Source organism: Rhizobium sp. 62_C5_N11_2 (assembly GCF_051811185.1).
Lineage (GTDB): Bacteria > Pseudomonadota > Alphaproteobacteria > Rhizobiales > Rhizobiaceae > Rhizobium > Rhizobium leguminosarum.
This window is the reverse complement of sequence record NZ_JBPWPW010000001.1, coordinates 4,314,877-4,328,155: the sequence shown is the minus strand read 5'-3', so window position 1 is coordinate 4,328,155 and position 13,279 is coordinate 4,314,877. Positions and strand designations below refer to the sequence as shown.

Sequence of the window (13,279 nt, the reverse complement as noted above, 5' to 3'; positions counted from 1 at the left end):
ATGGCAAGCACGCCGACCCAAGCCATCGTCACGGGGCGCAGTTCCCTATCCGCAGCTGCGTCAGTGCGTGACACGAGGCTCGACGTCTTGCGTGGCGTGGCCCTGATCATGATCTTCATCAATCATGTTCCCGGACAGATTTTCGAATATGTGACGACGAAGAATTTCGGTTTCTCCGATGCCGCCGAGGCCTTCGTGCTGATCTCCGGCATTGCCGTCGGCCTTGCCTATGGGGGCCGCTTCCAGCCGGGCAACCGGCTCACGGTGGCGATCAAGTCGGCAAAGCGCGCCTTCACGCTCTATCTCGCCCATATGATCACCACCTTCATGACGCTGGCGCTCTTTCTCTGCGGTGCGTGGCTGTTTCATAGGCCGGGGTTGCTGGTCGAGATCAATATCCTGGCGGTTTTGATGAACCTGAAGGAAGGCATTCCAGCGCTGCTGCTGCTCGGCCACCAGATCGGCTACAATAATATCCTGCCGATGTACGGGGCGCTGATGCTGATGGTGCCGGTCATCCTGCTCTTGAATGCGCGAAGCCCTTGGCTGGCGCTCGGTGTCTCGGGCACGGTCTGGCTGCTTGCGGGCATCTACGAAGTGGCGCCGCACAACATGCTGATCGAGGGCTATTGGTTCCTCAATCCGCTCTCCTGGCAGTTCCTGTTTACGATCGGCATCGTCTCGATGCTGCATATCAAGCGCGGCGGCACGGTCCCGCAGCATCCGCTGCTGCTGACGGTTGCTGCCGGTTACGTCATGCTGTCCTTCATCTGGGTGACCGGCCATCTCTGGATTTTCGGCAACTCGCTGGCAGCACTTGGCCTGCCGCCTGTCATCACCGGTTTCGACAAGACCTTCCTGTCGCTGCCGCGGCTGCTGCATGTGCTGGCGCTGACCTATCTCGTTATCAGCATCCCGGCACTGTCGCGTATCCTGCGCCGTCCTGCGGACCATCCGCTGACGATCCTCGGCCGCCACTCGCTGAACATCTTCGTCGCCGGCACGATCCTCGCCATGATCGGTCAGGTGGTGCTCTACATCACCAATAAGGACCAACTGATCGGTCCGCTCTTCGTGATCGCTGGGGTCGCGACACAATTCGCCTATGCCTATTATCTCGAACGCAAGCGCCAGCAGGGCAGGCTCAAGGGGAAACTTGTCGCCGATACCGCCACCATCCCCGTTCCTGTCCGCATTGGCAGAACGGCAAATGTCTATCGCCAGAACGATCGGAAATAGAGCTCGGATTTGCCCGACATGACCGATGGCCGCCGGCTCAATTTTTATGAACGAGGATATTCACCAGCTTGCCGAAGGGATCGCGCACATAGAAGCGCCTGACGCCCCAAGGCTCGTCGGCCGGGCCGTACTCGATCGGAAAGCCTGAGGCCGACATCGCCGCGAAAGCAGCATCGAGGTCGTCGACCTCGATCGAGAGGGCGGGCACCTCCGTTCCGGAACCGCCTTCGCTGGCGATGCTGAGCTGAACGTTCATCGAGCGCGGGGCGCCGAACGTCGTGATCCAGCCGTGATCCATGATGACGTCGAGACCGAGGATATCCTGATAGAAGCGCCGGGCCAGAGTGATATCCGGTGCCTGAATATTCGCGACGATGCGCAGGACCTTCATGGCTTCGCTCCCCGTTGCTCTTCGACTGGCGGAGGTTAGAGCCTTTCCGGGTTAGATTGAAGCATTCCGACTCCGTTTGAGCCAACCCGAAGGGCCGGGCATCTTTCCGCCAGGGCAGAGGCGATCGGCTCGGACGTACCAAGTGGTATGCCCTTCGCCAATCGCCTTTGCCCTGACGAAAACCTGCTCCGGCAGAATGCTTCAATCTGACCAGGAAAGGCTCTAGCGGCCGAGGTCGATTGCGGACGAATATTTGGAATTCTGCCGGCTGGCAGAGCTTGAGGGGGAGAACGATCTGAGCTTTGCCAGCGCCACTGCATCAGCCGACAGACCGGCTACGTCTGGCTGCGGCGCCTGCGGGCGGGCGAGCCGGTGGAGGACTGCTCCCGCCGGCCGCGTGCCAGCCCATGGCGCACGGGAGCCGATCTCGAACATGCGGTTGCTTGATATCTGTGACGAGCATTCGGCCTGGGGGCTCGCAAGATCGCCCGCCGGCCGCAGGATCTCTGGACCTTTGCCGCCGTCGGCGACGGGCGTCGGCCGCTCAATCATCCGGCTCCTTTTGGACCAAGAATACTTCAATCTGACCAGGAAAGCCTGCCAGGTCTCAGAGCAAACAGAAAGGCCGGAAGGAGCTACCCTTCCGGCCTTTATCTTGAAACCCGAACCGATCAGGCGGCTTCGGTGGTATGGGCCTTGCGGACTTCTTCGTCCGTCAGGATGCCGCTGGCGCGCAGCAGGGCGGCGAAGCGGCCGTTGCTGTGGCTGAGTTCGTCGAAGCTGCCCTGTTCGACGACACGGCCGTCATCCAGGAAGAGCACCATATCGGCTTCGCGGACCGTCGACAGGCGGTGGGCGATGATGAAGGTGGTGCGGTTCTGGCGCAGGTTGTCGATTGCGGCCTTGACGCGGGCTTCGGTTTCAACGTCGAGCGCCGAGGTCGCCTCGTCGAGCACCAGGATTGGCGCGTCCTTCAGAATGGCGCGGGCAATCGCGATACGCTGGCGCTCGCCGCCGGAGAGCTTGTTGCCGCGTTCACCGACATGCGTATCGTAGCGCTCCTCACGGGTCTCGATGAAGTCGGCGGCGGCGGCGGCTTCGGCCGCACGGCGCATTTCCTCTTCGCTGGCGCCTTCGCGACCAAGGCGGATATTGTCGCTGATCGAACGGTTCAGCAGGCCCGCATCCTGGAAGACGGTGGCGATGTGGCGACGCAGCGACTTGCGGGTCACCTTGGTAATGTCGGTGCCGTCGACGAGAATCTTGCCGCCCTGGGCATCATAGACACGCTGCAGCAGGTTGACGAGCGTCGTCTTGCCGGCGCCGGTCGGGCCGACGATCGCAACCGTCTGGCCTGCCTTCACCGAGAAGGAGACGTTATGCAGGCCCTGCGAGCTGTTGCCGAAGCCGAAGGAGACGTCGCGGAATTCGATCGAACCCCTGACGTCCTTGATTTCGCCGTTGCCGGCCGGCTCTTCACGTTCACGCACCGAGTCTTCCAGCGCATAGAATTCCTCGAGCTTGGAACGGGCCTCGAAAATCTGCGTGGCGAACTGGCGCATCAGGTCGAGGCGGCCGATCAACAGGTTGGCGAAGCCGATAAAGGCGATGACGTCGCCGACGCGCAGCTGGCCGGCCTGGACGAGCATGGTGCCGATGATCAGGACCACCATCATCGCGATCGTCGACGCCATACGGTTCAGTGCACTGGCGATCGCCCACCAGTCGAGCACCGGATACTGCGCTTCGAGCAGACGGTCGGCGAAGGATTTCAGCGCCCTGGTTTCGGCCTCGATGCGGTTATAGCTGTGCAGGACAGAAACGTTGCTGATCGAGTCGCTGACATGCGAGAAGACGGTGTGATAATGGTTCTCGACCGAAGCCTGGCCGTCCTTGGTGCGGCTCATGACGACGCGGCCGATCAGCCAGTAGGCGATGGCGAGCACCATGAGTACGGCGGAAAGGCGCAGGTCCATCGACATTGCGGTCGGTATCAGAAGGGCAAGCGCGATGACCGTCGACAGATGGTTGCGCATGAATTCCAGCCAGAGGCCGAACAGCGTCTCGCAGGCGCGCAGCAATGTATGCAGCGCGTTGGAGGTGCCGCGCTGATGGTGCCAGCCGAGCGGCATGGAAATGATGCGGCCGAAGGCTTCCGTCAACAGTGTCGCTCGCCGGCCATGGGCCAGTCTGTCGGCCTCGCGGGCCACCAGGACGAAGGCAATGGTGTTGAAGACGGCGAAAGTCGCCCACATGAAGAGGATGGGCTTGACCTCACCCTTGCCCGAAATCGCATCGATAATGCGACCGAACAGGATCGGCTCCGCGATGGTGATCGTCGCAAGAACAATGTTTGCGACAACGACCAGGGATACGCGCAGCTTGTAGGCGCCAAGATAGCGCAGAGCTCTTGCATAGACCTTGAATAGCGTCACGTCGAACCTCTTGTGCATCTGCGAAAACGGGATAATGCGATGCTACAAAAGCCTACCTGAACGGGCGATTAACGGAGTAGTCAGGGTTCGATCGATGTGATGATTGCCGCGATCGTATTATCGCAGGATGCGACGAGTGGCCATGACGCCGAAATTGTCGCCTGGCCATATCTCGCAACAATTTGCGCTTGCATTTTATTAAATGTTTAGCACAGCATTAAATTACAGACTGCATTTATTAAAGAAGACCGTTTCGCGACCAGTTTGACCAGCCGCCGACGGCCTCATGCGGGCAACAGGTCCGGGCAAGGGGCATTTTTGTGAATATTAATTCGTTAATTCAATTGCTTGTAATTCTGGAAGAATGCTCAAATCCTGAAGCTGTCGTCACCGAGCTGGAGCAGATCCTCCACGGTTGCGGTTTCGAATATTACGGCCTGCTGCGTCATTTGCCGCAGAAACCGGTGCAGCAGAATCCAGAGTCCTGGGCTGCGGCGCTGGCCGGCCGCTGGCCGGAGCATTGGCCGCGGATATATGCCGCGAAAAAATATGCTCTGATCGATCCGATGGTGCGCTATCTCGGCCACGCGCAGCGGCCTTTCCGCTGGCGGGAGGCGATGGCGGCCTTCCACAAGGATGCGCATCAGCGCCGCATGGAGCAGATGATGGTCGATGCCTTTGGCCACGGGCTGGAGGACGGCTACATCTTTCCGATCCACGGACGCAACGGTACTCTCGCCAGCCTCAGTCTCGCCGGCAAGCCGATCGAGTTGTCGCCGGTGGAGATCGCATTGTTGGAGGCGGTGGCGCGCAAGGCCTTCTGGCGGTTGCTCGATCTGAAAGGCGAGGCGCCGGCGCTGGAAACCATCCTGCCGGCCGACACGCCGCTGACGCGGCGCGAGATGGAAATCCTGCATTATCTCGCCGAAGGCATGACTTCGATGGAGATCAGCAAGATGCTGAAGATCTCAAACCACACGGTCGATTGGTATATGAACGGTCTGCAGGATAAACTGAAGGCGAAAAACAGGCAGCAGGCGGTGGCGCTTGCCTTCCGCCACGGCCTGATAAGTTAGAGCAATTCCGCTTCTGATCGAAGCGGAACCGCTCTGGTTTTTACTTTTACGCAACTCCAGACGGAAAACCGCTTCGCACTTTTCCTGGAGTTGCTCAGCATGGCGAGAAATTGCATTTCGCAGTCGCAAGAGAAATTGAACTTTCTGTAACAAGAAGTTAAGAATTTTCTTCGCGGGTGCAGCATTGCCCGCGCCTGAACGTCTGAGGAGACCGTTTTGCCCATTTCCAAGATTCTCGTTGCCAATCGCTCCGAAATTGCCATTCGCGTGTTCCGCGCGGCCAACGAGCTTGGAATAAAAACCGTGGCGATCTGGGCGGAAGAGGACAAGCTGGCGCTGCATCGCTTCAAGGCGGACGAGAGCTACCAGGTCGGTCGCGGCCCGCATCTTTCCAAGGACATGGGTCCGATCGAGAGTTATCTGTCGATCGAGGAGGTGATCCGCGTCGCGAAACTCTCCGGCGCCGATGCCATCCATCCTGGCTACGGCCTGCTGTCGGAAAGCCCCGAATTCGTCGATGCCTGCAACAAGGCCGGCATCATCTTCATTGGCCCGAAGGCCGATACGATGCGCCAGCTCGGCAATAAGGTCGCGGCGCGCAACCTGGCGATTTCGGTCGGTGTCCCTGTAGTCCCGGCCACCGGGCCTCTGCCGGAGGACATGGCTGAAGTGGCGAAGATGGCGGAAGAAATCGGCTACCCCGTCATGCTGAAGGCTTCCTGGGGTGGCGGCGGGCGCGGCATGCGCGCGATCCGCGATCCAAAGGATCTTGCCCGCGAGGTGACGGAAGCCAAACGCGAGGCGATGGCCGCCTTCGGCAAGGACGAGGTCTATCTGGAAAAGCTCGTCGAGCGCGCCCGCCATGTCGAAAGCCAGGTTCTCGGCGATACGCACGGCAATGTCGTGCATCTCTTCGAGCGTGACTGCTCGATCCAACGCCGCAACCAGAAAGTCGTCGAGCGCGCGCCGGCACCCTATCTCTCGGAGGCGCAGCGCCAGGAACTCGCCGCCTATTCATTGAAGATCGCCGCCGCGACCAATTATATCGGCGCCGGTACCGTCGAGTATCTGATGGATGCCGATACCGGGAAATTCTATTTCATCGAAGTCAATCCTCGCATCCAGGTCGAGCATACGGTGACCGAGGTCGTCACCGGCATCGACATCGTCAAGGCGCAGATCCACATCCTCGACGGCTTTGCGATCGGCACCGCGGAATCGGGCGTGCCGCGCCAGGAGGATATCCGCCTCAACGGCCATGCGCTGCAGTGCCGCATCACCACGGAGGATCCGGAGCATAATTTCATTCCGGATTACGGCCGTATCACCGCCTATCGCTCGGCATCCGGTTTCGGCATCCGCCTCGATGGTGGCACCTCCTATTCGGGCGCCATCATCACCCGTTTTTATGATCCCCTTCTCGTCAAGGTCACGGCATGGGCGCCCAATCCGTCCGAAGCGATCGCCCGCATGGATCGTGCGTTGCGCGAATTCCGTATTCGCGGCGTGGCCACCAACCTGACCTTCCTCGAAGCGATCATCGGCCATCCGAAGTTCCGGGATAACAGCTACACGACACGCTTCATCGACACGACGCCGGAGCTCTTCCAGCAGGTGAAGCGCCAGGATCGCGCCACGAAGCTCCTGACCTATCTCGCCGACGTCACCGTCAATGGCCATCCCGAGGCCAAGGACAGGCCGAAGCCGTTGCAAAATGCTGCCGAGCCGGTGGTTCCCTACGCCAATGGCAATACGGTCAAGGATGGTACGAAGCAGCTCCTCGACACGCTCGGCCCGAAGAAATTCGGCGAATGGATGCGCAACGAAAAGCGCGTGCTTTTGACCGATACGACGATGCGCGACGGCCACCAGTCGCTGCTCGCCACCCGTATGCGCACCTATGACATCGCCCGTGTTGCAGGCACCTATGCGCATGCGCTGCCGGGCCTTTTGTCGCTTGAATGCTGGGGCGGCGCGACCTTCGACGTCTCCATGCGCTTTCTGACCGAGGACCCGTGGGAGCGCCTGGCGCTGATCCGCGAGGGCGCGCCGAACCTTCTGCTGCAGATGCTGTTGCGCGGCGCCAACGGCGTCGGCTACACCAATTATCCCGACAATGTCGTCAAATATTTTGTCCGCCAGGCGGCCAGGGGCGGTATTGATCTCTTCCGCGTGTTCGATTGTCTGAACTGGGTCGAGAACATGCGTGTCTCGATGGATGCCATTGCCGAGGAGAACAAGCTCTGCGAGGCGGCGATCTGCTACACCGGCGATATCCTGAACTCGGCCCGTCCGAAATACGATCTGAAATACTATACCGACCTTGCGATCGAGCTTGAGAAGGCCGGGGCACATATCATTGCGCTCAAGGATATGGCAGGTCTCCTCAAGCCTGCGGCTGCGAAGGTTCTGTTCAAGGCGCTGCGCGAGGCGACCAGCCTGCCGATCCATTTCCACACCCATGATACATCGGGTATTGCGGCCGCGACCGTTCTTGCCGCTGTCGATGCCGGCGTCGATGCCGTCGATGCCGCCATGGATGCGCTTTCCGGCAATACCTCGCAGCCCTGTCTCGGTTCGATCGTCGAGGCGTTGCGCGGTACGGAGCGTGATCCGGGCCTCGATCCGGAATGGATCCGCCGTATTTCCTTCTATTGGGAAGCGGCGCGTAACCAATATGCCGCCTTCGAAAGCGATCTGAAGGGACCAGCATCCGAAGTCTATCTGCACGAAATGCCGGGTGGCCAGTTCACCAACCTCAAGGAACAGGCCCGCTCGCTCGGCCTCGAAACCCGCTGGCATCAGGTGGCGCAGGCCTATGCCGACGCCAACCAGATGTTCGGCGATATCGTCAAGGTGACGCCGTCTTCCAAGGTCGTCGGCGACATGGCGCTGATGATGGTGTCCCAGGACCTGACGGTTGCCGACGTCGTCAGCCCCGAGAAGGAAGTCTCCTTCCCGGAATCGGTGGTCTCGATGCTGAAGGGCGATCTCGGTCAGCCGCCTTCAGGATGGCCCGAGGCGCTGCAGAAGAAGGCGCTGAAGGGCGACAAGCCCTATACCGTGCGTCCCGGCTCGCTGCTCAAGGAGGCCGATCTCGATGCGGAGCGTAAAGTCATCGAGACGAAGCTGGAGCGCGAGATCAGCGACTTCGAATTCGCTTCCTACCTGATGTATCCGAAGGTCTTCACCGACTTCGCGCTCGCCTCCGATACCTACGGCCCGGTCTCGGTGCTGCCGACACCCGCCTATTTCTACGGTCTCAAGGACGGCGAGGAACTGTTTGCCGATATCGAGCGCGGCAAGACGCTCGTCATCGTCAATCAGGCGATGAGCGCCACCGACAGCCAGGGCATGGTGACCATCTTCTTCGAGCTCAACGGCCAGCCGCGCCGTATCAAGGTGCCGGACCGGGCGCATGGGGCGACGGGTGCGGCCGTCCGCCGCAAGGCGGAGCCGGGCAATGCCGTTCATGTCGGCGCGCCGATGCCGGGTGTCATCAGCCGTGTCTTCGTCTCACCCGGCCAAGCCGTCAATGCCGGCGACGTGCTCGTCTCGATCGAGGCGATGAAGATGGAAACGGCGCTGCATGCGGAAAAGGACGGCACCATTTCCGAGGTGCTGGTGCGCGCCGGCGACCAGATCGACGCCAAGGACCTGCTCGTCGTTTACGCAGGTTGAATGGCTGCCGTCCTCGCAAAGACGCCCATCAGCCGACTTTGCGAGCCGGCTCCATTCACTCGATTGTGTACGATCGGCCTGTCAAAAAGTTGATTTTTCGAATGTCCGCAGCCTTCGCGCCTTGCCCGGCGCGGAGGCTTTCTCATAGACTTGCACTCTTACCACCTGCCCCCAAGACCCATCAGGAAATCATCTCCATGAGCAAATTGAAGATTGCCGTCATCGTCGGCAGCACGCGTATCGGCCGTTTTGCCGAGCATCCGGCCAAGTGGATTGCCGCTATCGCCGCCGAGCGCCAGGACATCGAGGTCGAGGTTCTCGACCTGCTCGACTACCCCATGCATTTTTTCGGTGAGCAGCGTGCGACGACCGCTGAAAGCGAAACGGCAGAGCGCTGGAAAAAGAAGCTGCGTGAATTCGACGGCTTCATCTTCACCGCTGCCGAGTACAATCACGCTCCGACGGCGGTTCTGAAGAACGCCATCGACCTCGGCGAGTTCATCCAGAAGCCGGTCGGTTTCGTCGGTTACGGCGGCGTCGGCGGCGCACGTGCGGTCGAGCATCTTCGCCTGATCTTCGTGGAAATGGGTGCGGCGTCGGTGAAAACGGGCGTGCATATCGCGCTCGGCGAATATCTCGGCGTCCTGAAGGAAGGCAAGAGCCTCAGCGACTACGCGCATCTCAACGAAGCGGCGAAGAACCAGCTCGACCAGCTCACCTGGTGGGGCAATGCGCTGAAGGCGGCGCGCTCGGTCGTCACGGCCTCCTGATTGGAGTTCCAGCAATGCCGGGATGTTCGCATCCCGGCATTAGATCCGGATGATTTTAGGCCAGGTTGGCCTAAAATCTGAATCCGGATCTAAATCAAAGAAATAGAGCATGATGTCGTCCGAAAACCGCTCACACTTTTCGGCATCATGCTCTAGCTCAGATATCGTAAGTATGGGCGGCGTTGATCGTCGAAATGAAACGTTTGGTGCGTTCGCGCTCCGGTGCACTGAAGATCGCTCTGGCGCTGCCCGTTTCGACGACGCTCCCGGCTTCCAGGAAAACCACGTCATTGGCGATCTTCGAGGCGAGCCGGAGATCGTGGGTCGCCATCACCATCGTCGTGCCTTCGCTGGCAAGTTGGCCCAGCACATCGACCACTTCGGCCGAAAGCTCGGGATCGAGGGCGGATGTCGGCTCGTCACAGAGAAGCACGCGCGGCGACGGCGCCAGTGCGCGGGCGATCGCGACGCGCTGCTGCTGGCCGCCCGACAGTGTCGAAGGCCAGGCATCGGCCTTATGGGTCATGCCGACCTTGGTCAGCAATTCCATCGCACGCTCGCGTGCCTTTTCCCTCGGCCATCTCAGTACGGTTACCAGGCCTTCCATGACATTCTCGATCGCGGTCTGATGCGGGAAGAGCTGGAAATTCTGGAAGACCATGCCGGTCTGGCGGCGGATCTTCTGGATCGCCGACCAGCTTGTTCGTTTGCCCGGTGCGAAGGCCAGCCTTTCCTCTCCGAGGCGGATGGAACCGGCGGTCGGAATTTCGAGCAGGTTGATGCAGCGCAGAAGCGTGCTCTTGCCGCCGCCCGAAGGCCCGACCAGCGCGGTGACGCTGCCTTCGGGGATGCGGATACTGATATCCTTGAGGATGACCGCATCGCCGAAGCGCTTTTCGATATTGGAAAGCTCGATCATGCGTTTGCCTCCAGCATGCCGCCATAACGCGCGAAGCGGCGTTCCAGCCGCACCTGCAGCTGCGAGAGGACGGAGCTCAGGACGAGATAGATCAGCGCCGCCTCAATATAGAGGATCAAGGGCTCATAAGTGGTGGCGACGATGCGCTGCGCCGCCTGGAAGAGCTCGGGCACGGTGATGGCGGCGGCAAGCGAGGTATCCTTGACCAGCGAGATGAAGGTGTTCGACAAAGGCGGCACTGCGACGCGGGCTGCCTGCGGCAGGATGGTGCGGCTCATCGCCTGGCGCCAGCTCATGCCGATCGAATAGGCGGCTTCCCACTGGCCCTTCGGTACTGAGGAAATGACCGCGCGGATGATCTCGGAGCTATAGGCACCGATATTCAGCGTGAAGCCGATGAGGGCGGCCGGAAAGGCATCGAGCAGGATGCCGAGGCTCGGCAGGCCGTAGAAGATGACGAAGAGCTGCACGAGCAGCGGCGTGCCGCGGATGACCCAGACATAGAAGCGCGCGATGGCCGAAAGCGGCATCGGCCCGAAGAGCCGGGCGATTGCGGTGGCGAGCCCGAGGGCCAGGCCGAAGACGAAGGATAGCAGGGTCAGAGGAATGGTGAAGATCAGCCCCGCCCACAGGAGCGAGGGCAGTGATTCCGCCATCAGTTGGAGCCAGTGCGCCAAGGGAGTTCTCTCTCGTCGGTTGGGTCGTGATACTCGAAATACCCCTCCCCAACCCCTCCCCACAAGGGGGAGGGACTTATCTAGGTGTCGCCTCGCAAGAAATAGCGACCGAGCGGCAGGCCGACGCGATTATTTGGAGATGAGGCGGTCCGCCGGCTAAGCCCCTCCCCCTTGTGGGGAGGGGTTGGGGAGGGGACTTTTCTTCAGTTCAAATTACTTGGAAACGTCCTGGCCGAAATACTTGTCGGCGATCTTCTTATAGGTGCCGTCGGCCTTGATGTCGGCAAGCGCCTTGTTGATTTCGGCGAGAAGCTCCGGTTCGTTCTTGCGGATGATGACGCCGGAGTAATCGGCATTTTCCTGCTCGGCGACGATCTTCACCGGCGCGTCCGGCTTGTGCTTCTTGAAATCGAGGAAGGAGAGGCTGTCGTTGATCGTGGCGTCGGCGCGCTTGGTCAATACGAGCTGGATCGATTGATCGAAACCATCGGTGCCGACGAGCTCGGCGCCGGCTTCGGTTGCGAGCTTACCGAAGTTGCTGGTCAGCGACTGGGCGGCTTTTTTGCCCTTCAGATCGGCGAAGGATTTGATGCTGTCGTCGCCGTCGCGGGCGATCAGCACCGCCTTGGAGGCGATATAGGGCTCGGAGAAATCATACTTCTGCTTGCGGGTTTCGGTGATGCCGACCTGGTTGATGACGGTGTCGTAGCGCTTGGCGTCGAGGCCGGCGATCAGGCCGTCCCACTTGCCTTCGACGAACTCGGCTTTGACGCCGAGCTTGGCGGCGATCGCTTCGCCGATCTCGACGTCGAAGCCGACGAGCTTGCCGCTTTCGTCATGATAGGTGAAGGGCGCATAGGTGCCTTCGGTACCGATCTTGAAGACGCCGGCCGATTTGATGGCGGCGAGGTTTTCACCGGCATGAGCAGGCAGGAGGACTGCAGCCTGAATGAGGGCGGCGGCAGCGGCGGTTTTCAACCAGTTCATTGTTTCATCCATCCTTGGGAGGTGTTTCGGATGGGGATAGTTGGCAGAAAATCATGGCGCCGGAAGCGTAGAAAACTGCGAATAAAAGCAGCAACTGCAAATATTTTTCTCAAACGGCCGCTCGAACCGAGAATCCTGCAGAAACAGGCATCAGGCGGTGATGCGGCGGCGCAGTTTTTCGCTGACGATGATGATCAATCCGGCGCCGAGGATCATCGCTGCGCCGACAACCACATTGGGCGTGGGGATGTCGGCCCAGATCAGATAACCCAACAGGAAGGCCCAGACGAGAGATGTATATTCGAATGGCGCAAGCACGGAGACGGGCGCCTGACGCATGCCTTCGAAAAGGGCGAACTGCGCGCAGCCGGCAACGACGCCGGTGGCAATGAGGAGCGCGAGCTGCGTCATATCGGGGGTCTGCCATGTCCAGATCACGGCAATGCCGGTCATGGCAAGAAAAAAGACGTTGGAAACGGTGAGCTGGATAATGGTCTTCTCGTGCAGCGAGGTCTTGCGCAGCAGCACCATGGCAGAGGCCCAGAGCACGGCCGCCTGCAGCGCCAGATAGACCGGCCAGGAGATGGTGAGGCCGATCGGATTGCAGGCGATAAGGACGCCGACGAAACCGACGCCGACGGCCAGCCAACGTGTCGGCGTGACCTTCTCCTTCAGGATGAGCCAAGCAAGTAAGGTGCCGACGACAGGGGCGGCGTAATAAAGCGTGGTCACTTCGGCAAGCTGCAGGCGGCTTGCGGCGGAATAATAGGAAAGCCAGGCGCAGAGCAGAAGGATACTGCGGGCGATCATCGGCTTGATGATCGGCGATGTCATCGTCTGATGGACGAGCTTGCCGCGGCCATAGGCAAGACAACCGACGAGGATGGTGAGACTGCGGAAAAACAGGATCTGCCAGACGGGAATGCTGGAAGCCAGGATCTTGATGATCGCGTCATGGAAGGTGAACGCCATATAGGCGACGGTCGTGAGCAGGATGCCCAGGCTGACGGAGTTTTTCACGGGGGAACGCACCAGGTGGCGGATATGCCGGCGGGAATCGGGAATGACCAATCGATATTCCCGCCTCTCGGACCGGTCAATAGG

The 13,279-nt window shown here is 60.4% G+C and carries 11 protein-coding genes; 4 read left to right on the top strand and 7 right to left on the bottom strand.

Annotated elements, in window-relative coordinates; genetic code table 11:
• A complete protein-coding gene (locus AB8B31_RS21240) occupies window positions 1–1,239 on the top strand; it encodes an OpgC family protein (protein ID WP_131605700.1) in 1,239 nt (412 codons plus the stop codon).
• Window positions 1,240–1,276: 37 nt separating this feature from the next.
• On the opposite strand, the gene AB8B31_RS21235 is transcribed toward AB8B31_RS21240, so the two are convergent.
• The 3 genes from AB8B31_RS21235 to AB8B31_RS21225 form a co-directional block, all read right to left on the bottom strand.
• Window positions 1,277–1,630 (bottom strand): VOC family protein, encoded by a 354-nt coding sequence (locus tag AB8B31_RS21235; protein ID WP_026230974.1) that lies wholly within the window; start codon window positions 1,628–1,630, stop codon window positions 1,277–1,279.
• 222 nt (window positions 1,631–1,852) lie between these two features.
• On the bottom strand, window positions 1,853–2,182 hold the full coding sequence (locus tag AB8B31_RS21230; RefSeq protein WP_245510121.1) for a hypothetical protein: 330 nt from the start codon (window positions 2,180–2,182) through the stop codon (window positions 1,853–1,855).
• Between the two features lie 119 nt (window positions 2,183–2,301).
• A complete protein-coding gene (locus AB8B31_RS21225; RefSeq protein WP_113542554.1) occupies window positions 2,302–4,065 on the bottom strand; it encodes a glucan ABC transporter ATP-binding protein/ permease in 1,764 nt (587 codons plus the stop codon).
• Window positions 4,066–4,385: 320 nt separating this feature from the next.
• Here AB8B31_RS21225 and AB8B31_RS21220 point away from each other — a divergent pair, with 320 nt between their 5' ends.
• The 3 genes from AB8B31_RS21220 to AB8B31_RS21210 all read left to right on the top strand — a co-directional run bounded on the left by AB8B31_RS21220 (window position 4,386) and on the right by AB8B31_RS21210 (window position 9,592).
• Entirely contained in the window at window positions 4,386–5,141 is a 756-nt protein-coding gene (locus AB8B31_RS21220; protein ID WP_131605699.1) for a helix-turn-helix transcriptional regulator, read from the top strand.
• Window positions 5,142–5,357: 216 nt separating this feature from the next.
• Window positions 5,358–8,822 carry a pyruvate carboxylase gene (pyc, locus tag AB8B31_RS21215; protein WP_113542544.1) on the top strand — a complete coding sequence of 1,155 codons (3,465 nt, stop codon included), beginning with the start codon at window positions 5,358–5,360 and terminating at the stop codon, window positions 8,820–8,822.
• A 197-nt stretch (window positions 8,823–9,019) separates the two neighbouring features.
• On the top strand, window positions 9,020–9,592 hold the full coding sequence (locus AB8B31_RS21210) for an NADPH-dependent FMN reductase (RefSeq protein ID WP_130653291.1): 573 nt from the start codon (window positions 9,020–9,022) through the stop codon (window positions 9,590–9,592).
• Window positions 9,593–9,749: 157 nt separating this feature from the next.
• On the opposite strand, the gene AB8B31_RS21205 is transcribed toward AB8B31_RS21210, so the two are convergent.
• The 4 genes from AB8B31_RS21205 to AB8B31_RS21190 form a co-directional block, all read right to left on the bottom strand.
• A complete protein-coding gene (locus AB8B31_RS21205; RefSeq protein ID WP_131605698.1) occupies window positions 9,750–10,511 on the bottom strand; it encodes an amino acid ABC transporter ATP-binding protein in 762 nt (253 codons plus the stop codon).
• Window positions 10,508–11,188, bottom strand: a complete 681-nt coding sequence (locus tag AB8B31_RS21200) for an amino acid ABC transporter permease (RefSeq protein WP_018244073.1) — start codon at window positions 11,186–11,188, stop codon at window positions 10,508–10,510. The genes AB8B31_RS21205 and AB8B31_RS21200 overlap by 4 nt, the downstream gene beginning before the upstream one ends.
• A 213-nt stretch (window positions 11,189–11,401) precedes the next feature.
• Window positions 11,402–12,175: an amino acid ABC transporter substrate-binding protein gene (locus tag AB8B31_RS21195; protein WP_018244072.1), complete on the bottom strand. Its 774-nt coding sequence runs from the start codon at window positions 12,173–12,175 to the stop codon at window positions 11,402–11,404.
• 150 nt (window positions 12,176–12,325) lie between these two features.
• Window positions 12,326–13,195: a DMT family transporter gene (locus tag AB8B31_RS21190; RefSeq protein ID WP_026188555.1), complete on the bottom strand. Its 870-nt coding sequence runs from the start codon at window positions 13,193–13,195 to the stop codon at window positions 12,326–12,328.
• Window positions 13,196–13,279 lie beyond the last annotated feature (84 nt).